Annotated in this window: 23 protein-coding genes and 1 pseudogene; 18 read left to right on the forward strand and 6 right to left on the reverse strand. The window is 47.2% G+C overall.

Translation table 11 applies throughout. The features are described 5' to 3' along the window. Positions 1-21: 21 nt before the first annotated feature. From OKX00_RS03140 to OKX00_RS03195, 12 genes are all read left to right on the forward strand, one after another. Positions 22-2,211 (forward strand): dihydroxy-acid dehydratase domain-containing protein, encoded by a 2,190-nt coding sequence (locus OKX00_RS03140; protein ID WP_265409383.1) that lies wholly within the window; start codon positions 22-24, stop codon positions 2,209-2,211. A gap of 323 nt (positions 2,212-2,534) precedes the next feature. Continuing rightward, entirely contained in the window at positions 2,535-3,485 is a 951-nt protein-coding gene (locus OKX00_RS03145; RefSeq protein WP_053356817.1) for a U32 family peptidase, read from the forward strand. Continuing rightward, a complete protein-coding gene (locus OKX00_RS03150) occupies positions 3,473-4,411 on the forward strand; it encodes a sugar kinase (RefSeq protein ID WP_265409384.1) in 939 nt (312 codons plus the stop codon). The genes OKX00_RS03145 and OKX00_RS03150 overlap by 13 nt, the downstream gene beginning before the upstream one ends. A gap of 18 nt (positions 4,412-4,429) precedes the next feature. After that, positions 4,430-5,104 (forward strand): bifunctional 4-hydroxy-2-oxoglutarate aldolase/2-dehydro-3-deoxy-phosphogluconate aldolase, encoded by a 675-nt coding sequence (locus OKX00_RS03155; RefSeq protein WP_265409385.1) that lies wholly within the window; start codon positions 4,430-4,432, stop codon positions 5,102-5,104. Between the two features lie 81 nt (positions 5,105-5,185). Beyond that, on the forward strand, positions 5,186-5,959 hold the full coding sequence (locus OKX00_RS03160) for an IclR family transcriptional regulator (protein WP_265409386.1): 774 nt from the start codon (positions 5,186-5,188) through the stop codon (positions 5,957-5,959). 82 nt (positions 5,960-6,041) lie between these two features. Continuing rightward, positions 6,042-6,944, forward strand: a complete 903-nt coding sequence (locus OKX00_RS03165; protein ID WP_265409387.1) for a fumarylacetoacetate hydrolase family protein — start codon at positions 6,042-6,044, stop codon at positions 6,942-6,944. Positions 6,945-7,107: 163 nt separating this feature from the next. Further along, the gene (locus OKX00_RS03170; protein ID WP_265409388.1) at positions 7,108-7,416 is read left to right on the forward strand and encodes a UxaA family hydrolase; all 309 of its coding nucleotides are present in this window, start codon (positions 7,108-7,110) and stop codon (positions 7,414-7,416) included. Then, complete coding sequence (locus OKX00_RS03175; protein WP_265409389.1) at positions 7,400-8,575, forward strand: UxaA family hydrolase; 1,176 nt, start codon at positions 7,400-7,402, stop codon at positions 8,573-8,575. Before OKX00_RS03170 ends, OKX00_RS03175 begins: the two co-directional genes overlap by 17 nt. A gap of 276 nt (positions 8,576-8,851) precedes the next feature. Continuing rightward, positions 8,852-10,318 carry an alpha-ketoglutaric semialdehyde dehydrogenase GucD gene (gene gucD, locus OKX00_RS03180; RefSeq protein WP_265409390.1) on the forward strand — a complete coding sequence of 489 codons (1,467 nt, stop codon included), beginning with the start codon at positions 8,852-8,854 and terminating at the stop codon, positions 10,316-10,318. 114 nt (positions 10,319-10,432) lie between these two features. After that, positions 10,433-10,582, forward strand: coding sequence for a hypothetical protein (locus OKX00_RS03185; protein ID WP_265409391.1), 150 nt, complete (start codon positions 10,433-10,435; stop codon positions 10,580-10,582). Positions 10,583-10,682: 100 nt separating this feature from the next. Beyond that, on the forward strand, positions 10,683-11,576 hold the full coding sequence (locus OKX00_RS03190) for a fumarylacetoacetate hydrolase family protein (protein ID WP_265409392.1): 894 nt from the start codon (positions 10,683-10,685) through the stop codon (positions 11,574-11,576). A 26-nt stretch (positions 11,577-11,602) separates the two neighbouring features. Beyond that, complete coding sequence (locus OKX00_RS03195; protein ID WP_265409393.1) at positions 11,603-12,229, forward strand: urease accessory protein UreH domain-containing protein; 627 nt, start codon at positions 11,603-11,605, stop codon at positions 12,227-12,229. Between the two features lie 15 nt (positions 12,230-12,244). On the opposite strand, the gene larC is transcribed toward OKX00_RS03195, so the two are convergent. Next, positions 12,245-12,727, reverse strand: a complete 483-nt coding sequence (larC, locus tag OKX00_RS03200) for a nickel pincer cofactor biosynthesis protein LarC2 (protein ID WP_265409394.1) — start codon at positions 12,725-12,727, stop codon at positions 12,245-12,247. Between the two features lie 149 nt (positions 12,728-12,876). On the opposite strand from larC, the gene kynA reads away from it, so the two are divergent. Continuing rightward, positions 12,877-13,734 carry a tryptophan 2,3-dioxygenase gene (gene kynA, locus OKX00_RS03205; RefSeq protein ID WP_265409395.1) on the forward strand — a complete coding sequence of 286 codons (858 nt, stop codon included), beginning with the start codon at positions 12,877-12,879 and terminating at the stop codon, positions 13,732-13,734. Positions 13,735-13,980: 246 nt separating this feature from the next. Beyond that, complete coding sequence (locus tag OKX00_RS03210) at positions 13,981-14,946, forward strand: nuclease-related domain-containing protein (RefSeq protein ID WP_062237518.1); 966 nt, start codon at positions 13,981-13,983, stop codon at positions 14,944-14,946. Here OKX00_RS03210 and OKX00_RS03215 read toward each other — a convergent pair. Together OKX00_RS03215 and OKX00_RS03220 are read right to left on the reverse strand one after the other, a co-directional pair. After that, a complete protein-coding gene (locus OKX00_RS03215; RefSeq protein ID WP_265409396.1) occupies positions 14,925-15,398 on the reverse strand; it encodes a hypothetical protein in 474 nt (157 codons plus the stop codon). The two genes, OKX00_RS03210 and OKX00_RS03215, sit on opposite strands and share 22 nt — an antisense overlap. A gap of 340 nt (positions 15,399-15,738) precedes the next feature. Then, a complete protein-coding gene (locus OKX00_RS03220) occupies positions 15,739-15,867 on the reverse strand; it encodes a hypothetical protein (protein WP_265409397.1) in 129 nt (42 codons plus the stop codon). 563 nt (positions 15,868-16,430) lie between these two features. Here OKX00_RS03220 and OKX00_RS03225 point away from each other — a divergent pair. Beyond that, on the forward strand, positions 16,431-17,375 hold the full coding sequence (locus OKX00_RS03225) for a nucleoside hydrolase (protein ID WP_265409398.1): 945 nt from the start codon (positions 16,431-16,433) through the stop codon (positions 17,373-17,375). 67 nt (positions 17,376-17,442) lie between these two features. Here the strand turns inward: OKX00_RS03225 and OKX00_RS03230 are convergent, their stop codons facing one another. The 3 genes from OKX00_RS03230 to OKX00_RS03240 form a co-directional block, all read right to left on the reverse strand. Next, positions 17,443-18,222: an HAD-IIA family hydrolase gene (locus tag OKX00_RS03230; protein ID WP_265409399.1), complete on the reverse strand. Its 780-nt coding sequence runs from the start codon at positions 18,220-18,222 to the stop codon at positions 17,443-17,445. Between the two features lie 619 nt (positions 18,223-18,841). Beyond that, a complete protein-coding gene (locus OKX00_RS03235) occupies positions 18,842-20,044 on the reverse strand; it encodes an MFS transporter (RefSeq protein WP_265409400.1) in 1,203 nt (400 codons plus the stop codon). 228 nt (positions 20,045-20,272) lie between these two features. Next, a complete protein-coding gene (locus OKX00_RS03240) occupies positions 20,273-21,298 on the reverse strand; it encodes a YeiH family protein (protein WP_265409401.1) in 1,026 nt (341 codons plus the stop codon). A gap of 144 nt (positions 21,299-21,442) precedes the next feature. On the opposite strand from OKX00_RS03240, the gene OKX00_RS03245 reads away from it, so the two are divergent. The 3 genes and pseudogenes from OKX00_RS03245 (at position 21,443) to OKX00_RS03255 (ending at position 25,327) form a co-directional block, all read left to right on the forward strand. Next, complete coding sequence (locus tag OKX00_RS03245; protein ID WP_265409402.1) at positions 21,443-22,315, forward strand: LysR family transcriptional regulator; 873 nt, start codon at positions 21,443-21,445, stop codon at positions 22,313-22,315. A gap of 78 nt (positions 22,316-22,393) precedes the next feature. Continuing rightward, positions 22,394-24,090: pseudogene (locus OKX00_RS03250) on the forward strand (ribulokinase). A 250-nt stretch (positions 24,091-24,340) separates the two neighbouring features. Further along, positions 24,341-25,327 carry a nuclease-related domain-containing protein gene (locus OKX00_RS03255; protein ID WP_265409403.1) on the forward strand — a complete coding sequence of 329 codons (987 nt, stop codon included), beginning with the start codon at positions 24,341-24,343 and terminating at the stop codon, positions 25,325-25,327. Positions 25,328-25,385: the final 58 nt, after the last annotated feature.

A 25,385-nucleotide genomic window follows, 5' to 3' on the forward strand; every position in this document is an offset into this window, starting at 1 on the left:
AAAAAGAGGCGGTGAAATAAAATGAAATATCCTTACATTCACAATACATATAACCCTTATCGTGACAATGTTCAGGGAAAGGCCAATGAGCCGATCTGTGTTGCAGGCCTCCTGGACCGGTCAAAGCAGATCATCGGACACTCTTATGAAGGAGAAGCGCCGGACTGGACCCTGGAGGAGATCTACAATCGTCTTCATGAGAATGCGCCGAGGATAGCTATCATTGGAGGTTCTTCAGACCATCCGGCACATATCATGGACTTTCAGACGTCTTCCAGAGCAGCTTTGCGGATATGGCAGAACGGCGGTGTTCCCTTCTATTTCTCAACCCCCGTCATGTGTGATGGAACGGCTCAAAGCAACCAGGGGATGAGCTATTCACTTCAAAGCAGAAATGCGGTGGCGGAAATGGTAGTGAATCAGATTGAGGCACATAGCTATCATGGCGCCTTTGTTATTCAGGGCTGTGATAAACAGCCGCTTGGGGTTGTAAGCGCCCTGGCTCATCTGGACCGCATCCGTAATTACAGGGGAGAGGCTCCTTTTTTTGCGACATTCGCACCGGCTCATGTCTTGCAGGGGGGAACAATTCCTGCAGATTTATTTGAGGAGCTTGAATCAGTGGCAAAAACTGCAGAGGAAAGGGGGGCTGAGGATATTGCCTTTGATCTTCGGGATGCCATGGCCTACATCCTTCAATGCTCATCCAACACTGCTTTTCAAGGAGTGCTTCAGCGGGCGAAAGAAAGAGGGTTCATAACCCAGGCGGCCCACGATGATTATGAAAAGCGCCTTGCGGTCAATACGTGTGACGGGCTCGGCGGCGTATGCGCCTTTAATGGAACAGGAAACAGCTCCCGTCATTTAGTAGCCGGGATGGGTCTGGTCCATCCAGAACTGGAGCTTCTGACCGATCCGCCTTCGCAGGAGCAGATTAATACGGCATTGGATGCACTTTCTGCGATGATCAATCAGCCGGCCTTTGGTGTTTCGAATATCTTGGCGGCAAATATCAAAAACGCAGTTCGTATTCACAGTGCTTCAGGAGGATCTACCAACCTGATGATGCATATTGTAGCGGGCATGCTGTATGGCGGCTACACGTTCAGTCTTCATGAACTGGACAGGATCCACCATGAAGTGCCGGTACCCGATTTGTTTGATTACAGCCTTACTCAGGGCAGGGATATTTTTGCCCTGGCGATGCAATGCTGCTCAGGCAACAGCCGGGGAATGGAGTCGCTGTTTTATGAACTGCTCCAGAACGGAGTTCCGATGGATGTGGATGCGCCGACTGTAACCGGAACAAGCTGGCGCGACCGGCTGGAGAAGGAAGGGAAGAGCCCGATCGAAAGGATTGCGCAGAACCCTGTCATCCTTTCTAAGCCGCGCCGCCCATACAGCGGAGTGGATGTACTGACCGGGAATTTTTTCGAAAGTGCCGTCGTGAAAATCAGCGGGATGACCACCCGGCAGCTCGATGAGTTTGATAAAAAGGCAGCTTTTGTTCTTTATTATGAAAATGAAGAGGATGCGAATCAAGGTCTGCTTGATGATGAATTGATTGAAAAGCTCCAAAAGGACCGGCTGTTTTCCCATGAAAACTTGATTGCGGTTCTGAAGCAGAACGCTCCAGAGCGTTATTCAGCTTATGCAGACCTTTCCTATGACCCATTGTTTGATGCCCTGGTGGAAGAAAGTATTTTAAAACTCGCTGTTGTCGTATCGGGTCAAGGCCCTGTGGCTTTCGGCATGCCGGAGATGTTTACTCCGATGCAGCATATTAACGCCAGCAGGAAGCTGAAAAAGCTGGCGACGCTCATCAGTGATGGACGCTACTCAGGCGTAACATATGGAGCTGCTGTCGGCCACATGACGCCTGAAGCGAAGGAAGACGGCGGGATTCTTTACCTCCAGACAGGAGATGTTCTGTTCCTCGATTTTCGAGAACGAAACATTCAGTTCATGGAGGAAGCTTCTTTTCAAAAAGGTGAGCTGGTCTTTGAGTTTGATCACATACGGCAGCATCGGAAAGCCCTGGCTGAAAGCAGGATGGCAGCAATCCGCAAACGCCAGCGAATGGTTGCGGCGAGCAATCGACTGACTAGCCATACAGATGCAGCGCACGGAGTTGTCCCGCTGCAAGTGTTTGAAGAAGCTGACCTTGATTACACCAAAGATGTAGTCTCCCTGAAACTGGCTAAACGTTAAGTCCTTTTACTAAGGCTCTTTTCTAAAAGATTGTTGCTTTGGGAACATTTTTGTAAAGAGCTTCGTTGACAAGTTGATTGGAGTGGAAGGTGCGACACTCCTCGAAAATGAATTTCACATTTTCATCGTGCGATATAACGCTGCCGAAGCCTTCCTTGTCCTGCGGGACGAGCGTGACAGGTGAAACTCGCAGGCGCTTGCGCCGAGGGGTTCAGCGCACGCCCCGCGGAAAGGGAGCGGCCTGAAACGGAAATTAACCACTCTCAAAGGCAACAAAGGTTACGAAAACAGCCTTTACTAAAAACGGAAAGGTGGAATGCAGGTTGGAACAGACAAGAAACGCGATTGAGAAACTGGGGTTTCCAGGACGAGACTGTCATGAACTGCCGGATTCAACAAAAACTTTCCCTGATGGCGCACAGTATCGGGTGGAGATTCCAAGTGTGGAAGGGCCGGCTTCTTTTGAAGCAGTCGTTGAAGCTTGTGAGCAATATGAGGTGGACATTCACCGGATTTCACAGGGAAGCGGCATCATGCTGCTGACGGATGAAGAACTCGAACAGATGTCAGCCATCGGCAAGCGGGAAAACCTTGAGGTCAGTTTGTTTGTAGGGCCGAGGGGAACGTGGGATGTATCAGCTATGCAATGGGCAAGCGCCGGAAAAATAGCCGGCCTGCGCGTTCAGGGAATGGACCAGCTCGTTTATTCCATTGAGGATATAAAGAGAGCATGCAACGCCGGAATCAGGAGCATCCTGGTGGCGGATGAAGGATTGCTTTGGCTGGTGAACGAGTTTAAGAAAATGGGTGAACTGCCGGGAGACCTTATTGTGAAGGTTTCGGTCCAGGTCGCCCAGGCTAACCCCGTTTCCATCCGGCTAATGGAACAGATCGGGGCCGGAACCTACAATGTTCCTACCGATCTCACGTTGTCCAGGTTAGCTGCGATCAGGCAGGCTGTTGATCTTCCGATTGATATTTATGTAGAGGTACCGGACGATGTAGGCGGGTTTATCCGGCACTATGAAATACCAGAAATCATCCGTGTAGCAGCTCCCGTTTATATCAAATTCGGCTTGCGGAACGCACCGAACATTTATCCTTCAGGTTCCCACCTTGAATCGACCTCAATCGCTCTATCAAAAGAGCGAGTAAGAAGAGCCAAGCTCGGACTTGAAATGATTAAGCGGTATGCTCCTCATTTAAAGGTTTCAAAAAGGGGAGCAGAAGGCATTGCCACCCCAGTGCACGGTGAAAAAGTATGGACGTCGTAACGTTTGGCGAAACGATGGTGCTCTTCCATCCATCATCAGCTGTCCCTCTCCGCTTTGCGGGACAATTTGAAAAAACGATCGGAGGAGCAGAATCCAATGTTGCCATCGCTCTCTCGAGGCTGGGACATCAGGCAGGATGGATAAGCAGACTGGGGAATGATGACTTTGGAATATATGTCCGGAATTTTATCAGAGGGGAAGGAGTGGACACCTCCAGAGTAGTGTTTGACCAAACAAGATCAACAGCCATTTTTTTTAAAGGAAAACGTACAGAACAAGAACCAAAGGTCTACTATTACCGTTCAGGTTCCGCTGCCAGCAGAATGTCTCCGGAAGACTTGGACGAAGACTATCTATCCAAGGCAAAGTATCTGCATGTAACGGGAATTACTCCGGCGTTAAGCGACAGCTGCCGAGATTTGGTTTTCCATGCCATTGCGATGGCAAAACGGCACGGAGTTATGGTTGTTTTTGACCCTAATATCCGGTTGAAGCTTTGGAGTAAGGAACAGGCAAAAGAAACCTTAATGGAAATCGCTTCTCTATGTGATATTGTTCTTCCAGGAATAGAAGAAGGGATTTTAATGACCGGCAAATCTCAGCCTGAAGAAGTTGCCCGGATGCTTTTGAAGAATGGAAGCAAAGCCGTTGTTGTGAAATTAGGAGCTGAAGGAGCCTATTATGATAATGGCAGTGAAAGGGGATATGTAGAAGGTTTCCCTGTTTCACGCATGGTGGATCCCATTGGGGCGGGAGACGGTTTTGCTGCAGGTTTTCTTTCGGGTCTGTTAAGAGGATGGACGTATCAGGAGGCTGTGAGGCTGGGGAATCGTGTAGGTGCCTATGCTGTAACCGTTTCTGGAGATGTGGAAGGCTACCCGTATTTTGAACAAATCATACGGGATAATGAGGAAATCCTTAGATGAGGAAAAAGGAGGCATCGCATGCTGCCAAAAGTGAAATTGCTTCAGGAATTAACGGAAAGCGGCATTATAGCAGTGATACGCCGAATGCCGAGAGGACAAATCATTCCTATCGCTGAAAGTCTAGTAGACGGAGGAGTCAGTGCCATTGAAGTAACGGTCGATTCTCCAGACGCCTTCCTTGTGATAGAGGAGTTGTCTGATCAGCTGAAAGGACGTGCGATCGTTGGGGCGGGTACGGTGATTGACAGTGAATCTGCGAGACTCGCCATTCAAAGCGGTGCAGAGTTCTTATTTAGTCCATCCTTGCATGAGGAGGTTATCCGAATGGCGCTCCGCTATGGAAAAGTGGTGATGCCGGGAGTTATGACCCCTTCAGAAATGATTCAAGCCATTGAATGGGGAGCTGATATGGTGAAGCTGTTCCCTGCCTCTGTTTTAGGTGCTCAATATGTAAAAGACGTCAAAGCTCCTTTTCCGCACGTACCAGTTGTTCCAACAGGGGGAATCCACCTTGATAATGCAGCTTCCTATATCGAGGCGGGTGCTGCTGCAGTTGGGGCAGGAGGCAGCCTCGTCCATGCTGAAGCTGTTCAAACAAAAGATTATACCCGTATTCAGCGAACCGCTGAGCAATTTGTTTCCATCGTTAATGGTGCACGCCAATCACTCTCCCTCTCTGACAATATGCGTTAATTAGAGTCTTTCCAATATGAGGTATGTTACTATTAGGAAAAAGACAAACCTACTAAACTTCTTTTAAAGGGTGATTGAAAAATGCCAATTATTCAGTCCGTAGACCGTGCACTTCGAATCCTGGATCTTTTTGATGAATATGAGACCGAATTGAAGATTACGGATATCAGTTCAAGAATGAATCTCCATAAAAGCACCGTCCATTCGCTATTAAAAACATTGCAGCACTATCGATATATTGAACAAAACCTGGAAAACGGAAAATACAAGCTAGGGATGAAGCTGTTCGAACGCGGGAACTTTGTCATTCATAATCTGGACATCCGTTCTGTCGCTAAAAAGCATTTAATGGAACTTTCAATGCAAACGGGGAACACGATCCATCTCGTTATTTTAGACGGAAAAGAAGGCGTTTACATTGATAAGGTAGAAGGTTCTGCGGCTACTATTCTATACTCCAGAATCGGGCGCAGGATTCCTGTTCACTGCAGTGCTGTCGGAAAAGCGCTCGTCGCTTTTAAAGGCCAGGACGAGCTGGCATCTATCCTGAAAGATTATGAGTACATCAGCCAGACTCCCAAAACGATTACGAATGAAAAAGATTTTTTGGTAGAACTTGATAAAGTTAAAGAAGAAGGCTATGCCGTCGATAACCAGGAAAATGAACCGGGAGTATCCTGCATTGCCGTACCGGTCAGGGATCACTCGGGGAACGTCATTGCCGCTATCAGCATGTCACAGCCGGTTCACCGGATCAATAAAAAAACGGTAAACGAGGTTGTCAGTATGCTGAAGGATACGGCAGATAAAATCTCACATGAGCTCGGGTTCGGTGTAAAAGCCTCTTCCAGCTGATCCTGTTGGCACTCCGTATTGCAGGAGTGTGCCTAATAACGAGAACAAGGTTTTATAATATAAAACAAAAGGAGAGCGACCAATGCGAATTTTACGTTACGAAAGAGAAAAAGGGACTTACACTCTGGCGGCGCTGGCAAATGATGAAAGAATCTATGATCTCCCTTATCCTGACTTTATGGATATGATCTATGCCTCTGAACAATCAGGGAAAACTCCGCTTCACTATGTTCAAGATCTGATCGCAGGGCAGGAGCCGATCGAAGAAACACTGGAGCAGCTCCAGCTGGCCGTTCCGATTACGGCACCGGAAGTATGGGCATCTGGTGTGACGTATGAGAAGAGCAAGGACGCCAGAAATTATGAAGCCACCGCAGGAAAATTGGATGCAGACACGTTTTACGACAAAGTATACGAAGCAGAACGCCCGGAAATCTTCTTTAAGTCAACGGCAGCAAGAACGGTTGGCCCTGGACAGCCCGTCTATTTGCGCAGTGATTCCGACTGGCAGATTCCCGAACCGGAGCTTGGGCTTGTGCTGAGCAAGAGCGGAAAGGTGCTCGGGTATACGGCCGGGAACGATATGAGCTGCCGGGACATTGAAGGTGAAAATCCTCTGTATTTACCCCAGGCAAAGGTTTGGAAGCATTCGTGTGCCATCGGTCCGGTCATCTTACTGGCTGATGCGGTAGACGATCCGTATTCCTTTGATCTCGCGTGCCGAATCTACAGGGCGGAGGAAAAGATAGTGGATGGAACGGCGAATACGAAGCAGCTGAAGAGACGATTTGATGAGCTGGTAGAGTTTCTTGCCCGTGACAACGACTTATTTGACGGAACGGTTTTACTGACAGGTACATGCATTGTGCCTCCTAACGACTTTACCTTAAAGGACGGCGACCGGATTGAGATTGAGATTTCATCGATTGGTGTACTGAACAACCCTGTGAAAAAGCAGGAAAGCAAGATTGCAGCAGCTCGCTAGACCTTAAAAAGACTGAATTTTCAGGGAGGTCCCATTGTAATTGGCGCGTATTTCAATGTGAGTGGCGCGTATTTTTCCCAAAGCAGCGCGTAAATACCATGAACCCGCGCGTAAAGAGTTCCAGCGCTTAGCCGGGGCTTGGGTTTTTCTTAAAAGGAGGTATATGGCTATGAACTATAGAACGATCATGATGAAGCCGCTTGATCATGTGGCGATCGCCTTAATGGATCTTCCGCAAGGGGCACTGCTCCTTGTCCGATGTGAAGACACGGAGCAAGAGGTGGAACTGAAACAGGACATTCGCTTTGGCCACAAATTCGCGGTAAAGGCGATTGGACAAGGCGAAGAGATCTTGAAATACGGCGAAGTCATCGGCCGAGCGGTTGCTGATATTGAAATAGGAGAGCATGTTCACGTTCATAATCTGGAAGGCATAAGAGGAAGGGGAGATAAAGTTGAATCCGGAGCTTAACACGGAACTGCTTGGATACAGGCGGCCGGACGGAAAAGTAGGCGTACGCAACCATGTGCTGATCTTGCCTACGATTACGTGCGCCACTCAGGCGGCAAAACAAATTACGGAACTGGTGCAGGGAACGGTGAGCTTTATCCATCAGCACGGCTGCGCACAGGTGGGGGAGGATTATGATCAGACGTTTCGCACGTATGTCGGGATGGGGCTGAACCCGAACGTTTATGGCGTGGTGGTCCTTGGACTTGGCTGTGAGACCCATCAGGCAAGAAGTGTTGCCGGCGAAATTGCCAAGAGCGGCAAACCGGTGGAGGTTGTTTCCATTCAGGATCATGGCGGAACTTTGATGACGATCGCTGAGGGAGCAAGGGCAGCGGCAAAAATGGTTCAGGACGCCTCCGCACAGCGCAGGGAACCCTTTGATTTCAGTGAATTGATCATCGGAACCGAGTGCGGAGGATCGGACGCCTGCTCCGGCCTTTCAGCAAACCCTGCAGTCGGGGTGGTCAGTGACCTCGTTGTGGATGCCGGCGGAACAGCCATTCTGGCAGAGACGACCGAACTGATCGGGGCAGAACATTTATTGGCGAAAAGAGCCGTAAATGAAAAGGTAGCCAAGCGGGTGTATGAAGTGATTGAAAAGATGGAAAGCAGAGCCATCCTGATGGGAGTCGATATCCGAACCGGTAATCCTAGTCCCGGAAACATTGAAGGCGGCCTCAGTTCACTTGAAGAAAAGTCACTTGGAGCGTCCAATAAATCCGGCAGCAGGCCACTTCAGGAACTCATTGATTATGCAGAGTACCCGACAAAAAAGGGCCTTGTTTGGATGGATACCCCCGGACATGACATTGAGCAGCTGACAGGAATGGTCGCTGGAGGAGCACAGGTCGTTCTTTTTACGAGCGGACGCGGCACGCCGACAGGATCGCCGATTGCTCCAGTTATTAAGATTTCAACGAACACGGCCATGTTTGAAAAGATGAGGGACAACATGGACCTTAATGCAGGAACCATCATTGAAGGAGAAGAAACAATTCAAGCGGCCGGCAGACGAATCTTTGATGAAATTAAAGAGGTTTCTTCAGGGAAACTGACAAAATCGGAAGTGCTGAAACAGCATGACTTTGGTATTTGGAGAATCGGGCCGACGTTTTAATAGGGCTGCTAGTCAATGGTGTTGTTTTTAGGAAGGGGTGATTGAACCGCCTTTTGAAAAGCAGAAGGACATAAGCAAGCTTTTTCCCATCTGCTTTTCAAGCGATTCATTTGTTTCACCAATCAGCCGGCTCTTATCATCGCCAGCTGTCACCCCCCTTACTAAGAAGAAAAAACTTGAGGGTCTCTTTCAAGCATCAGTATGCGATGTCCAAAATAAAAGAAATTCAGCTACATGTTTTAACCAAGCTTAAATAATAAAAGGGAGAGATGAACAATGACGGTACAAACACAAGTGAAAACCTTTCTGAACTATGTGAACGGTGAATGGGTGGAAGCGTCCACGAATGAAACGATCCCTTGCATCAACCCCGCCAATAAAAATGAAACAGTTGGCCGCGTTCAGCGTTCGGGGCAGGAAGATGTCGATCAAGCCGTAGCTGCTGCCAAACGCGCACAAGCGGCGTGGAAGAAGCTTTCCGGAGCGGCACGCGGAGAATTCCTGTATAAAGCCGCAAGCATCATGGAAAGCCGGGCGGATGAAATCGCAGAGACGATGACGAACGAGATGGGAAAAACCCTAGCTGAGGCAAAAGGGGAAACGTTAAGAGGCGTTGCCATCCTTCGCTATTATGCGGGTGAAGGGATGCGCAAGACCGGTGATGTGATTCCTTCAAGCGACAGTGAAGCACTCATGTTTACGACGAGAGTGCCTCTCGGAGTTGTTGGCGTCATCTCGCCATGGAACTTCCCGGTCGCGATTCCCATCTGGAAAATGGCGCCAGCCCTCATCTACGGAAACGCGATTGTGATTAAACCGGCGCAGGAAGCAGCGGTAACCGCCGTTAAGGTCATCGAATGCCTCGCTGAAGCGGGAATTCCTGCCGGAGTTGTAAACATGGTGACAGGCACCGGCTCTGTGGTCGGACAGGCGATCGTGGATCACCCTGATGTGAATGGGATTACTTTTACCGGTTCAAATGCTACAGGTAAAGCGATCGGACAGGCCGCGCTCTCACGCGGAGCCAAATATCAGCTTGAAATGGGCGGAAAGAACCCGGTTATTATTGCAGCTGATGCAGACCTTGATCTTGCCGTAGACGGTACGATCAGCGGCGGACTTCGCTCAACGGGACAAAAATGCACAGCGACGAGCAGGGTCATCATCCACGAGGATGTCTATGAATCTTTCAAAGAAAAACTGCTGGCTAAAGTTAGAGAGCTCAAGGTGGGTCCTGGACTTGACGGAGAAACATGGATGGGCCCTTGTGCGAGCGAAAAACAGCTTGAAACCGTATTGTCATATATTGAAAAAGGCCAGGCAGAAGGGGCTTCGCTCGTTTATGGCGGACGTCAGCTTACCGAAGCTGATACAAAAGACGGCTTTTATGTGGAACCGGCTATCTTTGAAAATGTAGAAACGGGCATGGCCATCTCTCAGGAAGAAATCTTTGGACCTGTACTTGCATTAATTAAAGTAAGTACGCTGGAAGAAGCCATCGAGCTTGCGAACGATGTGGAATATGGCCTAAGTGCTTCCATCTACACGACCAACATCAGCCACATGCTCTCTTTCATCAATGATATGGATGCGGGGCTTGTACGGATTAACGCAGAAACGGCTGGTGTGGAACTGCAGGCGCCATTCGGCGGCATGAAGCAGTCAAGCTCTCATTCCAGAGAACAAGGACAGGCAGCCATTGAATTCTACACATCGATCAAAACCGTGTTTGTCAAAGGATAATAAAGAGGGGGCTGTCCAAGAAGTCTGTAAGCTGTTGACTTCCGTTCCAGGCTGCTCGCTTTTACCGGCGTAAACGCCTACTTTCGCGGGGCGTGCGGTGAGCCTTACCGGCGCGTGAACGCCTACTTTTTGGTGCAAGCACCGGCGGGAGTCTCACCTGTCACGCTAGTCCCGCAGGACAAGGAAGGCTCCGGCAGCTTTTTATCGCACGAAGAAAATGTGAAGTTCATTTTCGAGGAGTCCCGCATCTTCCACTTTAATTAACTTTTCATTGAAGATTTTTCAAGCCAAAAAGGGGCTGCCTGAAGGTCAATTTTCGACTTTCCGGACAGCCTCCTATTTCATTTAAAAAGGAGCATTGCAAATGAAAACATTAACGTTTAAAAAGGATGGAGAATGGACGCTTGGGGTTAAAACCGAGGGAGGCATATTGGACGTAAAGGAAGCCGTTCGTTTGAGGATGGCGGATACTGAAGGCATTCCAGTTACCGTTGATGAGCTGATTTTACAGGGAGAAAAGGGGAAAGAGGCTCTTCAAAGACTGGCAGATACGGAGCTTGCGTCTCGTGAAGGCGTGTTTTATCCCGAGGATTCCCTTACGCTCGGCCCTTGTGTTGTTTCTCCGCAGAAGATCATTTGTGTCGGACTGAATTATAAAAAGCATGCCGAAGAGTCCAACATGGCATTGCCTGAAACACCTATCCTTTTCAGCAAGTTCAGCAACGCCCTGGCGGGACATCTTCAGGAAGTGAAAATACCAGAGCGCTCTCTTCAGGTAGATTACGAAGTTGAACTGGGCCTGGTGATTGGGAAAACAGCCAGTAAGGTGGAAGTGGACGAAGCGATAAATTATGTTTATGGCTATTGCACGGCCAATGACCTGTCGGCAAGGGATCTTCAGTTTAAAACAGGACAATGGCTGCTCGGTAAAACGTGTGATGGCTTCAGTCCAACCGGGCCTTATCTTGTGAGCAGTGATGAGATAGAGGATCCTAATCAATTAGGGTTGAAAACGGTCTTAAATGGAACGGTACGCCAAGATTCCAATACGGCTGATATGGTTTTTTCCTGTGAAGAGATCATCAGCTATGTTTCGCAGCATATGACCCTCTATCCCGGCGATCTTATTTTAACGGGTACCCCTGAAGGCGTGATTATGGGTGAACCGGAGGGCGAAAGATTCTGGCTCAAGGACGGAGATGAGGTTACCGTGGAGGTAGAAGGGCTTGGTAAATTAACGACAATTATGAGAAAATAAGCAAAAAAGAGAATAGGAGATTACATATGGAGTTTACAACCATTTTAGTCATGGCGCTGCTGCTCGGATTAAAGCATGCCCTTGATCCGGACCACATTGTGGCGGTGACGACGATTGTCAGTGAAAAGAAGAAAGCTCGGTTTTCCGCACTTGTTGGTGCCTGGTGGGGTGTCGGGCATATGACGACCATCCTTGTGATTGGCAGCGCTATTATTTATTTAAACCTCCTAATCTCTCATTCTGTTGAAAAGCTCCTTGAGGGCATTGTAGGCGTCATGATCATTTACCTCGGAGTAAAGGCGTTCTACTCCTTGAGCTTGGGAAAGACACATGAACATGCTGCATCCCGTGAAAAAAACAGATGGATGCTGAGGCCGCTTATTGTTGGTTTATTGCATGGCCTTGCAGGGAGTACCGGTGTCGCTTATTTATTCCTGAGCACGATTGAGGACAAGTATATGGGCTTTTTGTATCTACTTATTTTTGGTGTCGGAACACTCTTTAGCATGGTGCTCGCTACACTGCTGATCGGCATGCCTTATTCCTGGGCTTCAGACCATAAGAAGCTTAATCTGTTATTAACGCGAAGCACCGGTATACTGAGCGTCATCTTTGGAATCTATTATCTCTGTGAGATCCTGTTCCTTTCTTAAAAGGGCGGGATTTTTTTATTTGTTTTGGCTGACCGCGATGGATTTCGCCTCGTCATAAATCAGTTGCAGAGGGAGGTTGTGTTTTTCAGCAAGAGCCCTGCACTCCTCAAATTCGGGTGAAAACTTAATGCGCTCTCCTTGATAGATTCCGATCTTGACAGAAACCTCTCCCCATTGTGTTTTTGCTTTGCAGAATTCCCTTCCGAGACGGTGGCAGGATACTGGAAAAAATCGAAGGCCAAAGCTGGTCGTTTCTTTAAAAATAATCTCTTCGAGTTCTTGCTGTTTGGTTGGGGTGGTAAGCACAGAGAGTTTATACGCAGGGCGGTTTTTTTTCATATAGATGGACGTATAATACACATCATTGGCACCGGCAGCGAGCAGCTGGTCCATCGTATAAGCGAGAACTTCACTGCTGCAGTCATCTAAATTCACTTCGATCATGACCATTTCGTGATCGAGCTGTTCATGAGCGTGCTGGGACAAAAAATTATTCATATGGCCTGGCTCCTTTTCTCTATGTACTGTTGTTTTTATTATAGCAATTAAACGACTGTTTAATAAAAGCATGTGGTCATGTTCTGGCAGGATAAGGTATGATGAGAAGGGATAAATGAAAGCGTTAACATGACAAAGGGGGATTTTGCATGCTGAACAAAAATGATCAGCCAGATGTAAATGCAACAAGCTCGGAGACAAACATCCATACGGATTTTAAAAATAATATGACATACGGCGAATATTTGCAGCTCGATAAAATCTTATCGGCACAGCGCCGGCTGTCCGGCCATCATGACGAGGTGCTGTTCATCGTTATTCACCAGGTGAGCGAGCTGTGGATGAAGCTCATTCTGCACGAAATGCACTCGGCGATTGAATCGATCACGAACGATGACTTGTCCAGTGCGTTCAAAAAGCTGGCAAGAGTATCAAAAACCCAGTCGCAGATCATTCAGGCGTGGGACGTGCTTTCCACAATGACACCTTCAGAGTACATGGAGTTCCGTGATTCGCTTGGCCAGGCGTCCGGCTTCCAGTCGTATCAATATCGGATGATCGAGTTCGCACTCGGTTATAAGACGCCGCATGTGCTGAAGATCTATGAAAAGGATCCTGAGCTGTTAGTTGAGTTGAAGAAGGCTTATGAAGCTCCGGGATTGTATGATGTGGCGATTCGGGCGCTGAACAAAGCGGGATTGGCGATTGATGAGGAAGTGCTGAATCGTGACGTGACGCGCACGTATCAAGAGAATGACTCGGTCCATCGGGCATGGATCTCCGTCTACCGTAATCCAAATCAATATTGGGATCTGTACGAGCTCGCTGAGAAACTCGTAGATATTGAAGACTGGCTTCAGCAATGGCGATTCCGCCACATGAAGACGGTTGAGAGAATCATAGGGTTTAAGATGGGCACTGGCGGTTCATCTGGTGTCGGTTATTTGAAGAAGGTGCTCGACCAGCGGTTCTTCCCGGAACTGTGGGATATTCGGACGGAGTTGTAGGAGTTTAGGGAGAATTGAAGGAGAAATGAGGCGCCTCATTGAGGTCGGAATTCAGTGCCGCCAGTAAATATCGCTTATGCGCCAGCAATTTTGGTGAACGCGCCAGTAAATATCGCATATACGCCAGTATTTTCCTTGACTGCGCCAGTAAAAAGTCCAAACGCGCCAGTAAGCCTAAAAAATACATTGGCCACTCTTTACAGAAGAGAGGCCTTCTCTAAAATTATGTAAAAGGATGTGATTGGCTTGATTGTAAAGGAGCTAAAAGTACCACTGATTATAAGAAAGCTAGAGGCTTTACTTCGAAGATTGCCATCCAATCATCCTCAACGAAGTGAGATCGAACGGCAGCTGGCCAGGAGAAAGGCTGGATATCGAGGAGAGCAGTCTGTAGAATATTCATTAAGTTATCTGCCCCCAAATAAGTATATTATTTTGTTTGATCTTAGACTTTATGACAGCTCTCATTTTTTTCAAATAGACACCCTGCTGATCTCCCCGCATTTCCTTCTTATTTTAGAAGTAAAGAACTTCTCTGGTACTCTCCAGTTTGATCAGGAATTTAAACAGCTTATACGAACCTCAATGGATAAAGAGGAAGCATTTCCTGACCCGATCCTTCAGGTTGCACGTCATAAAACCCAGCTTCAAACATGGCTTTCCTCCATGGGATTTCGCCATCAAATCCCAATTGAAACCATCGTTGTAGTAAGCAGCCCGCATACCCTCATCAGATCTTCCTCAACTGGAGTCTCACGAAAAGTTACTCACCTTTCTAACCTCATTGAACTCATTAAAGATCTTGAAAAACGATACAAAAAGGATGCTGTCACGGAAACAGAAATTCAGTATTTAACAAATCTGCTTATCAAAAATGAATATCCGCATGACGCCGATATCCTTAACCGCTTTCAAATTTCCTATCAGGAGATTCTCAAAGGTATACTATGCCCTGTCTGCTTGAGCTTTTCCATGTCCAGGTCCAGACAAGGATGGAAATGTATGAATTGTGATCATTATGACAAATTAGTGCATTATACCGCGCTTGAAGATTATTTCCTTTTATTAGGATCTGAGATTACGAATAGAAAACTAAAAGAGTTTCTTCAATTATCCTCTACAAGTGCTGCAAAACGGTTACTTTTGTCCCTTAACGTTCCGCATTCAGGAAGCTTTAAGGATAGGAAATATTATTTGTCACTCCCTTTATGAAAGGGCATTCCCTGCCTAAACACCTCCGGATTCACATCAAAATGCCTGGAAACGACCTTTTGGAAGAACGCGGACTCACGCCTGATGGAGGGAAGGGTGGGGACAGGTTTAGGAACGCCGAAGATGGGTCCGCTGACGTTGATGGTGAAGCGCGCGGAACCGATGAAGCTTCCGGTCACACGGATCTGGTCGGCAATCAGGAGGATGGCGAGGCCGATGTCAATCACATCAATAAGAGTGGTGGCAGCCTGGTTGCCATTAATACCCTCCAGGCGTGTGTCTCCGGTTAATGGGCCCGCTAAAGATGGGCGAAAACCACCTGGTGTCACAAATACCCCGATGATTGTAATTTGTCCAGTCAGCAGCAAGGCCGCTGTTGCCAAATTCAATCCCCGCTGAAGCGCCCCTATAATTTGCAGCTCGTTTTCAATCTGTTCAGCTGTTTTCCCCATGTCGTCACACCTCACCCACTATCCTATTCAAGCAACTAGGCGATGGGAATTCGAGACAACCTGAAGTGAACATTTCTTTGAAAAAGTGTACGGATAACTTGTCTGCGCAATATAGTGGTATAGAATCTCCCAAAAAGGAGTGATAAGGTGGCTCTTTCATTAACGGATATTCCAACAGTTAAACCCTCTGCGACGGGTGTTTTCCTACTGGCCCTGCCCTTAATTATCTTTATCTTTTTCTTCACACAGCCTAAAGCGAGTGATGAGCTGCAGTAGTCAGGAGAACGGGGGGCAGCGCAGCAATGTGCTGCCTGTAACCGATAGATCAAAAATAAAAAACTTAATGATTCAGAAGCCGTTTATTGTAGTCATGGCCTGCGACGGCTCCCCAGATCATGCAGATGGGATGGGTGATCAACAAGCCGAATCCCAGTGTGAGGACACCGACAACTCCTTCAATAATCAGCATGATAACGGCGCCTGCTATTGTAGAATAAAACATGCCGAGAGAGCCGAATAGAAAGGTTAGTACCAAGGACAAGCCGACACTTTTTGTACTGGCAACGACCACGGTATTTTGTTGTATTTTAAACGAGTGTTTAAAGAGTAATCAAGTATTTGTAAAAATAGGCTAAACTGACATGGGGATCAGATTAGAAAGGGACGTGTTGTGGTGTACAGGGTAGTGGATTTGGCCTGGCTCGGGTCTGTGTTTTTGCTTTTATTTGTTGTGGTGGACATGTTTCTTCATAAGAAGAAGAGGCTGTTGCATCGGATTATTTTTTATTCCTTCCTTTTTTACATCATAAATGTACTTCATCTGGTTACTGGAGGCATTGTTGTTCAGCTAGCTGCTTTTCCCTTCCTAATATTTAAACAATCGTTTAAAACCTGCGCCCGCCTTTCATTTTGCACTATGCCCATTATCCTGTTGCAACCAGAGAAAATGGGTGTTTTTGTGTGCAGTAACTGTTGGCTGTATCGATACATAAGATAAAAATGGTTAAGTATCAGGGCGTTAGGGGGAGTACCATGAATGTCTTGTTTTTTACCGATTTAGGGATAGATGATGCGTTTGCTCTTATTTATGCGTTGAAGCATCCCCAGATCAAGGTGATCGGTATTGTTGCGGACTATGGGAATGTTTCAAGGGACAGGGCGATCCGAAATGCCCAATACATTTTAACGATGACGAACTCAGATCATATCCCGATTATTTCTGGAGCAAGCCGGCCTGTGCTGGGTACGGAGCCTGAATTTTTTCCTTATGTTCATGGAACGGAAGGCCTGGGTACGGTTATACCTGAGGAGATGCCTAAAGCCTTATATAATTTCAGCAATATTTTTACCGTTATTAATGAATCAACGGAGCCTGTCTCGATCGTCAATATTGGCCGGCTTACTTCGCTGGCGATGGCCTTTATTTTACATCCGGAGTTATTGAATCTGGTTCAAAACATCTATGTGATGGGCGGTGCCTTTCTTGTACGGGGCAATGTCACACCATATGCCGAAGCCAATATTTTTGGCGACCCCACCTCAGCAAGTATCGTGATCAATCATACGAGTCCTTTAGCCGTAAGATTATTTCCACTTAACGTGACGGAAAAAGCAATTGCTACTCCCCAATTTGTTCAATCTTTGATAAAAGGCTCTGAAGACTCTACGGGACATTTTCTTCGCCGGATTTATGAGTTTTATTATACCTTTTATAAAAAGGAACGCCCTGGTCTGAGGGGAGCTCCTATTCATGACCTGGTACCCGTCAGTGCTCTTGTCAATCCGTCGATTTTTAAGTATGTCGAACGGAATGTCCAGATTGTTGAAAACTCGTCCATTTTCGGAAAAGGTATCACCGTTGCTGATTTTAGGGAGCATCCGGTCATTAATCCGAGTGAAAATGATTTTTCCATTATTGCTTATGATATGGACTACGATGCGTTTTTAAAGGATGTTTATACCGTTATGCGGTCTTGAAGAACATAAAAATAGCTCCTGAACACTGGTAGTCAAGAGCTTACAGGGTTTGAGGTTTTCTGTTTGACTACAAGCTGGTAATGTCCTTAATGCTTTCCAGTATATACTTTGGTTTGTAGGGGGAGGTGGCTGCCATCTCTCTGTGGGAAATGCCGGTTAAGACGAGGACGCTGTTCATTCCGCTTTCATTGGCCATCTTAATGTCCGTTTCCAGCCGGTCACCGATCATGTAACAATCCTCGTATTCAAGTAATAGTATCTTTTTCACGGCCACCTCCGCCAGATAGCTGGACGGCTTGCCGATAACCAGATCAATAGGTTTTCCTGTGGCTCCTTCCAATGCGCCGATCATGGCACCGCAGTCAGGCAGCTGCTGGTTATTTTCCATGGGACATGTCCGGTCAGAATTGGTCGCGATCACCTTTGCCTGATGAAGACAGGCCTGAAATGCAAGATTCAATTTTTCATAGTTAAATTCCCGGTCCCAGCCCAGCACTACATAAGCTGCCTCTGCAGGATTTTCGGTCAAAGGGATGACGAACTCCTGAAGTTCTGATAGGAGGGGAGCTTCCCCGAGAGCAAGGACCTTCTCTCCGGGAACAAGTACTTCATTTAAATACATAGCGGCAATGTAATTGGAATTGATGACTTCCTGCAACGAAACCTCAATGCCGAGTTTCCTAAGCTTCCTCACATAATCCTGACGTGTCGCGATCGATTTATTGGTTACGAACAAAACTTTGTCGCCCCGTGTTTTCAGGTGATGAATGGCTTCTGCCGAACCGGGAATGAGGCGGTCACCGAGATACACTGTGCCATCCAAGTCAAAAATATAGCCTCTCACCATGGCTATCACCTTCCTGCCGCAAATTTTCCTCATCAGACTTGGAATAGTATATGCAAAGGGCAGATGTTAGTAAGACTGGAAAAAAGAATTTCTGGCATCGGAGAATTTTATTTACCATAAAAAGGATAAAACCCTAACCATATCGAAGAAATATGTAATATTTGTAGTGTGGTGATTGAATGAGCATCTTGGGATACATAGGATTAACCATCGGCCTTATGTTTACTCACTATCTATTTGAGGGTGTTAAGAATTTTAAGGAACGGCCATTCTATGTTCACATCGTAGAATTTGTTTTTCTACTGGGGTTGGTCGTTGTAAGTGACAAATTAATAGCTTTGTTTTAAATTTCAACTCACTATCCTAAGAAGTTTTAAAGATAGTGAGGTTTTATTATACATAAATGTTTTATGTCGAATTTTGAAGTTTAAATAAAAGGGGATGGGAAATAGAAAAGAGGATGTCCCATTTACTTAGGCGACACCCTCTGTTTTATGAGTGAAAAGATGATGTTTGATCGTGGATAGAAGGCACGAAATGGATGCCGCCAGAATATCCGGTTCAGCCGCCACATTATTCCTTCCAGCCGCCCGATTGCATCATTAACTCTTCGATTTGCTTAAGCGGCCTTCAGCTTCTCTGCCTGTTTAGACTTGATTTTAACAAACAGCATAACGATGGCGCCCATTAACGGACCGGCGGCAAGTGCCAGGAATCCGTAAAAGTAGCTTGATGTAGCATCTACAATCATGCCGACGACAAGCGGAGAGATGAGCGAGCCAAGCTGCCAGATCGCGTTAACGAGGCCCATCGCCGTGCCGACGAGTCTTTCCTCCACCAGTTCACCGATAATGGCAGTCATCACCGGACTGTAGATAAACGCAGTAACGCCAAGTACAGCAGTCAGCGTAAAGAGAATTCCTGTGTGTGTATTCACGCCGAACCAGACCAAAACCGGCGCGAACAAGAATAAAGCCCAAAACGCGATCGTCTTTTTGTTCACGTAGTCCGACACGAATCCGATCAGCGGTTTGCACAAAAGACCTGCCATGCCATAAACCGCCATCATCCGGCCTGCTGAAACGAGCGAAAGATGAAGCGAATGGTTCAAGTAAGCATTGGCCCAGGTTGCGGTTCCCCATGTGGCCCAAAGACCTCCAAACCCCGCTATTCCTGCGAGAATGAGGTTTTTATTTTTCAGTACAGTGAGGATCTCACTCATGGAGGATACGGATTTCTTTGTTCCATGATCCCTCTTGCTCTCTTTTAGGAAAAAGAAGCTGAGCACGATGCCGGCAATCGGCAGGAGACCCGCAACAATAAAGGCAGAACGCCAGCCATGATCGGCAGCGACTGTCGGAACAAACAAGTTAACGACCGTGACGCCAAGAGACGTTGCCGTCATAAAAAAGCCGATCGCCACACCTCTTCTTTTAGGTGAGATGTGATCGAATATAGCAGCCAGTGATGCGGAAAAGATGGCGCCTGAGCCGAGCCCTGCCAGCAGGCGGAAGACAAATCCCTGCTCAAAGGATTGTACCGTCGACATGGTGAGGGTAAAGATTCCCATCATAAAATAGGAACTGAGCAGTACTTTTCGATAGCCGAACCGGTCGGTCAGCACGCCGCCCGGGAACTGGGTAATGACATACCCGATGTAAAAAGCGGTCATGTAACTGCCGGCATGCGCGGCCGTCAGTCCCATCTCTTTTGAAGCGAGCGGAATGACGGGCGGCCACGACAGCCTGTCCACAAACGAAAACATATACGTCATCCAGACAAGCACAACGACGGTAACTTGCCGGATCCAGGGTTTTTTCATAGATGATAACTCCTTGTATGGTTTGGATCAACGGGATCTTCTTCGAAAGTACCCTCCTCCTCTTCCTCATGTACGTCTAGGTACACTCCGATGAGTCGTCGTTTGTTTCCTTGAATATCTTTTCGCTGACAAACCTTATCAGATTGAATTATTACACATTATTAAATATAACAGACAGATCTTTTCAAGCATAAAAAAACCTTCTGGAAATGGAGATTTCAAGAAGGTTTAAAAAGTGAAAAAAGTAAGCACTGACAAAAAAATTGAGGTCAATGTCATCGCGATCAGCGGACGCAGCGCGCGGCTTTTAATTGCGCTAAAGCTGACGTTCAAACCAAGACCGACCATCGCCATCGTGAGGATAAACGTGCTGAGGTTTGAGATGTCATCCTGCACTTGTGAAGAGACGGGGATGATGTCTCCCACTATATAGCTGCCGATCAGACTCGTGATGATGAATCCGATGAGAAACCACGGAAACTCTACCTTTGCGGAGTTTTTCTGTTTTTCCGGTGAGCTCTTTTTCATCCAATACATAAAGATGAAGCAGAGCGGGACGAGCAGGAAGACGCGCCCCAGTTTGGCAAGCAGGGCCACTTCGAGAGCATCCTGTCCGGCAGGTGCTCCCGCTAATGCCACATGGGCAATCTCATGCAAAGAGATGCCCGCCCACATTCCATAATCGCTGTCCGACAAGGGAAGCATGGGCCGGAGTACGGTATAAAGAATGGAAAATAGTGTTCCCATTAAGGCAATGATCCCGACGCTGATTGCCGTGTCTTCTTCCTTTGATTTTACGATTGGGGAAATGGCTGCGATAGCCGCTGCTCCGCATACTCCTGTACCGATGCCGAGCAGCAGGGAAATGGAAGCGTCCGCTTTCAGCCATTTGGACAATGCATACATCACAAGGATGGAGAAGGCAACGGTTCCGATACCCCGGACTAACAGAGGCAGTCCTTGATGAAAAATAACGTCGATGTTCAGTTTTAATCCATATAAAATAATCGCAAAACGCAGCAGCTTTTTCGCTGAAAACTCAATGCCTGATCGGAGTTTTTCAGGATAGCCGGAAACTTGCCGGTAAACAACGGCAATCAGGATGGCACTGGCAAGCGGTCCGATTTGATCGAATCCGGGCAGTTTGGATAAGCCTAATCCCAGCAATGCGATAAAAAAGGTAAAAGCGATGCCGGCAAGCCATTGAAGGCGCGGACTTTTTACGATGTGAGCTGAAGTTTCAGTGTATTCCATAAATCTTTCCTCCTGTGTACTTCCATGTTACTCTTGGTGGTAGTATAAGTAAAATCACTCTTTTGGATAGTGATGATAACTAATTTGTTATAAATGTGCCAAACTAGGATTTAAACAGATGTTTAAAAACCGGAGGGAAAGACAGTGGATCAGGAACTGCATGTATTTGTGACGGTCGTGGAAAAAGCCAACTTTTCGCATGCGGCGGAAGTTTTGCATATCACCCAGCCGGCTGTGAGCCGTTATATCAAAAACTTAGAGAGTAAAATGAATGCGAAACTGCTTGAACGGAATAACAAGATGGTGCAGATGACGAAGGCTGGAGAAATTGTCTACCATCATGCCAAGGAAATCCTGTCGCTCTACGAAAAGATGAATGTGCTTGTCGCTGACTTGATGAGCGAGCCGAGCGGGAAGCTGAGCATCGGGGCCAGTTACACATTTGGTGAGTATATTCTGCCTCACATCATTGCTACGATCCGTGCGGAGTTCCCGCAGATCAACCCGTCCATCATGATCGGCAACACCCGCGAAATTGTTCACCAAGTGGCATCCCGGCATATCGATGTGGGAATCATTGAAGGAAAGATGACAGATGAGCACGTGGCGATGGAGCGTTTTTCTGTGGATAGTCTCGTGGTCGTTGTTTCAGCTGGACATCCGCTGGCTCAGAAGGTGGTTTCGTTTTCTGATCTTGAGGATGAAACGTGGATCGTACGGGAGCAGGGATCCGGAACGCGTGAAGCAACAGAGCAGATGTTTGCTGACCATCGATTTACTCCAGGTTCAGTGATGGAGTTCGGGAGCACGCAGATCATTAAAGAGTCGGTCGAGGCGGGTCTCGGTGTTTCGTTTCTTTCCACATGGACGATACGGAAGGAGCTTGCTTTAGGAACGCTTAAGGTCCTTGATCTGCCGGGCTTTCCGGTCCAGCGGCAGTTCACTCTCGTGACACAGGATACGGAATTTCAGACGAAGGCAATGGAAGTGTTTTTGAGGGTTTTGAAGCAGGGGTGAGATTAATTTTTTGTGCGTTTCCCGAAAAAGTGTAGTACTATTCTACAAAAGAGCGATAGACCAAAGGGGGATACTGTTTTGCAGAAAAAATATGTGATCGGAATTGATTATGGAACGGAATCCGGGCGGGTTTTGCTTGTGGATGCTGCTTCCGGAGAAGAAATTGCCACAAGTGTCACCGCTTACAGACATGGTGTGATGGATGAGAAACTTCCTGGAGGTACAGCCCTTGAAGCAGACTGGGCCTTGCAGCATCCCGGGGATTATTTTGATGTTCTGCGTGAATCGGTGCCTGCTGTCCTTCAACAGGCTAAGGTAAGCGCAGAAGATGTTATCGGCCTCGGGATCGATTTTACTGCGTCTACGATTATGCCGCTAACTGAAGAGGGTGAACCGCTCTGCCTGCAGCCAGACTGGGAAGATAATCCGCACAGCTGGGTCAAGCTATGGAAGCATCATGCCGCACAGCCTGAAGCGGACGAGCTTACAAGGCTTGCAGAAGAGAGGAATGAAGGTTTTCTGAAACGATATGGAGGAAAGGCTTCGTCAGAATGGATGTTTCCAAAAATATTGCAGATCTTGAGGGAGGCACCCGACGTTTTTGAAGAAACAGATCTGTTTATGGAAGCGGGTGACTGGGTTACCTCACGGCTTGCCGGAAACATGGTACGCAGCAGCAACACATGCGGCTATAAAGCCTTTTGGAATAAAGAAGAGGGTTATCCTTCCGCTGAATTTTTCAGCACGCTCGACACACGCCTTGAAAACATTTTAGAAACGAAAATGCGAGGGCCTGTTTTATCCATTGGTGAAAAAGCGGGAGAACTTACAGAAGAAATGGCAAGGCTAATAGGATTAAAACCCGGGATTGCCGTGGCGGTAGGGATTATTGACGCTCATGCAGGAGTTCCGGCAGTTGGCGCTGTAAACCCTGGCCAGCTTGTAATGGCGATGGGAACCTCAACTTGCCATATGCTGATTTCTGATGTGGAAGAACCGATTAAAGGTGTGTGCGGGATTGTAGAAGACGGCATTATTCCAGGCTGCATCAGCTACGAAACCGGGCAGGTTGCTGTCGGTGATTCCTTTGCCTGGTATGTTGACCAGGCTGTTTCCGATTATGTGAAAAAAGAAGCGGCCGATGCCGGAATGAACGTCCATCAACTACTGGAGAAGAAGGCAGCAGCCTGCAGGCCGGGTCAGTCTGGGCTTGTAGCGCTCGACTGGTGGAATGGCAATCGTTCTGTTCTTGTGGATGCTCATTTGTCCGGGGCGATTGTTGGTCTCACACTGGCAACAAAACCGGAAGAAATCTACCGGGCTTTGTTGGAATCAACGGCTTTTGGCACAAAAAAATCATTGAAAGTTTCGTTGATGCCGGCGTGGCTGTTGATGAAATCTTTGCGGTTGGCGGACTGCCTGAACGGAATCACCTGTTGATGCAGATCTATGCGGATGTGACGAACCGAGAGATTAAAATCGCCGACTCACGCCAGACGACCGCACTTGGCGCTGCGATGTATGCGGCAGTAGCGGCAGGGCGTGAGGCAGGAGGCTATGATTCTATTTTTGAAGCAGCTGACAAGATGGCAAGAGTGAAGGAAGAAACATTCAAGCCAATTCCTGAAAACGTGAGGCTGTATGAAGAGCTGTACCGCTATTATTTGGAGCTGCATGATTTTTTCGGACAGGAGAAGCGTGCGTTGATGCATGGACTGAAGCGGCTGAAGAGTGGAGAGGCAGAAGAAGTGCTGCAAAATGGTGTCCCGCTTTGATGAGCGGGGCGTTTTTTTGTGGGTGGATGCGGATGGGGTGTTTGGCATGTAACGTGCTGTGTTTGGCATGTAAGCTGCGAAAAGTCGCACGTAAACAAGAAAAAGTGGACAGTAAGTTCCCTTAAGTGGACAGTAAACCAACAAAACCCGCACGTAACCAAAATAACGCACCCCAATTATTTCACTCACCGTAGCAGGAATCGCTCTCAATCAACGGGAATAACTACCAAAAAGAAAGGAGAGTAATAATTTGATCATAAAAGAACGGGCATACCCGCAATATATAACCGCTTTGGAGGCATTATTGCGGAGAATTCCCCAAAATCATCCTAAACGGCGGGAAATTGAGCTGGATTATGCCAAAAGGCTGGCTGGTTATCGGGGCGAACAGGCGTTGGACTATCCGCTGGGCTTTTTGCAGGAAAAGGAGTTCAACATTTTCCATGATCTTAGGCTTCCTGACCGAAAACGGCACTTTCAACTCGATACTCTCATACTTTCTCAACGTTTTGCTCTAATTTTGGAAGTGAAGAACATTGCAGGTACCCTCATTTTTGATGAAGACTTCAGACAATTGATCAGAATTTCCAATGAAAAAGAGGAGGCGTTCGCGGATCCAATCCTTCAAGCTGAACTGCAAAAAGTACAGCTGCTCTCTTGGTTCTCACAACAAAAGCTGACTGCATTCCCCGTTGAAACCCTGGTAGTCATCAGCCATCCCAAAACAGTAATTAAAAACTCTCTTATGAAGCTATCCCCAGAATCCTCAAAAAAAGTAACCCAGAACAAAGACATTCCCTTCAGAATTGCAGCCTTCCAACGCCAATATACAAAAGAAATTCCCCAAAAAGAGATGAATAGAATTTCCCGTCAGCTACTCAAAGCCCACAGCCCTTTTACCCCCGACATTCTCTCGCTCTATGAAATTTCGCCCAATGAAATTCTAAACGGTGTGCACTGTCCAAACTGCAAGCACTTACCGATGACAAGGTTTTACGGAAAGTGGTTTTGCACAAGCTGCTCCCATTTTTCTAAAACGGCTTACCTTCCAGCGCTCAATGATTATGTAGCGCTGTTCGGAAGTACTATAACAAACCGCGAGTTGCGCAACTTTCTTAACATAGCCTCGCCTTCTATTGCAGCGAAAATCCTCCATTCTATGAATCTCCCATTTTCAGGAGGTTATCGAAACCGTTCCTACCATCTAACTTCAGAAAACGAAATAAAACAAAAATAAAATTGACAAAACAAAAGTAAATGATAGAATTCTACATAACTTTTAGTTTAGGGAGGAT

Source organism: Fictibacillus sp. KU28468 (genome assembly GCF_026153615.1).
GTDB classification, from domain to species: Bacteria; Bacillota; Bacilli; order Bacillales; family Fictibacillaceae; genus Fictibacillus_C; species Fictibacillus_C marinisediminis.

What these genes read in the sequence shown, in the direction of transcription:
- OKX00_RS03235 (WP_265409400.1), bottom strand. Translation starts at nt 20,044, where the DNA reads ATGAAAAAACCCTGGATCCGGCAAGTTACCGTCGTTGTGCTTGTCTGG.
- OKX00_RS03220 (WP_265409397.1), bottom strand. Translation starts at nt 15,867, where the DNA reads ATGCTGATTATTGAAGGAGTTGTCGGTGTCCTCACACTGGGATTCGGC.
- OKX00_RS03150 (WP_265409384.1), top strand. Translation starts at nt 3,473, where the DNA reads ATGGACGTCGTAACGTTTGGCGAAACGATGGTGCTCTTCCATCCATCA.
- OKX00_RS03215 (WP_265409396.1), bottom strand. Translation starts at nt 15,398, where the DNA reads ATGGGGAAAACAGCTGAACAGATTGAAAACGAGCTGCAAATTATAGGG.
- OKX00_RS03160 (WP_265409386.1), top strand. Translation starts at nt 5,186, where the DNA reads ATGCCAATTATTCAGTCCGTAGACCGTGCACTTCGAATCCTGGATCTT.
- OKX00_RS03140 (WP_265409383.1), top strand. Translation starts at nt 22, where the DNA reads ATGAAATATCCTTACATTCACAATACATATAACCCTTATCGTGACAAT.
- OKX00_RS03230 (WP_265409399.1), bottom strand. Translation starts at nt 18,222, where the DNA reads ATGGTGAGAGGCTATATTTTTGACTTGGATGGCACAGTGTATCTCGGT.
- OKX00_RS03225 (WP_265409398.1), top strand. Translation starts at nt 16,431, where the DNA reads ATGAATGTCTTGTTTTTTACCGATTTAGGGATAGATGATGCGTTTGCT.
- larC (WP_265409394.1), bottom strand. Translation starts at nt 12,727, where the DNA reads ATGAATAATTTTTTGTCCCAGCACGCTCATGAACAGCTCGATCACGAA.
- OKX00_RS03195 (WP_265409393.1), top strand. Translation starts at nt 11,603, where the DNA reads ATGGAGTTTACAACCATTTTAGTCATGGCGCTGCTGCTCGGATTAAAG.
- gucD (WP_265409390.1), top strand. Translation starts at nt 8,852, where the DNA reads ATGACGGTACAAACACAAGTGAAAACCTTTCTGAACTATGTGAACGGT.
- OKX00_RS03240 (WP_265409401.1), bottom strand. Translation starts at nt 21,298, where the DNA reads ATGGAATACACTGAAACTTCAGCTCACATCGTAAAAAGTCCGCGCCTT.
- OKX00_RS03165 (WP_265409387.1), top strand. Translation starts at nt 6,042, where the DNA reads ATGCGAATTTTACGTTACGAAAGAGAAAAAGGGACTTACACTCTGGCG.
- OKX00_RS03170 (WP_265409388.1), top strand. Translation starts at nt 7,108, where the DNA reads ATGGCTATGAACTATAGAACGATCATGATGAAGCCGCTTGATCATGTG.
- kynA (WP_265409395.1), top strand. Translation starts at nt 12,877, where the DNA reads ATGCTGAACAAAAATGATCAGCCAGATGTAAATGCAACAAGCTCGGAG.
- OKX00_RS03155 (WP_265409385.1), top strand. Translation starts at nt 4,430, where the DNA reads ATGCTGCCAAAAGTGAAATTGCTTCAGGAATTAACGGAAAGCGGCATT.
- OKX00_RS03190 (WP_265409392.1), top strand. Translation starts at nt 10,683, where the DNA reads ATGAAAACATTAACGTTTAAAAAGGATGGAGAATGGACGCTTGGGGTT.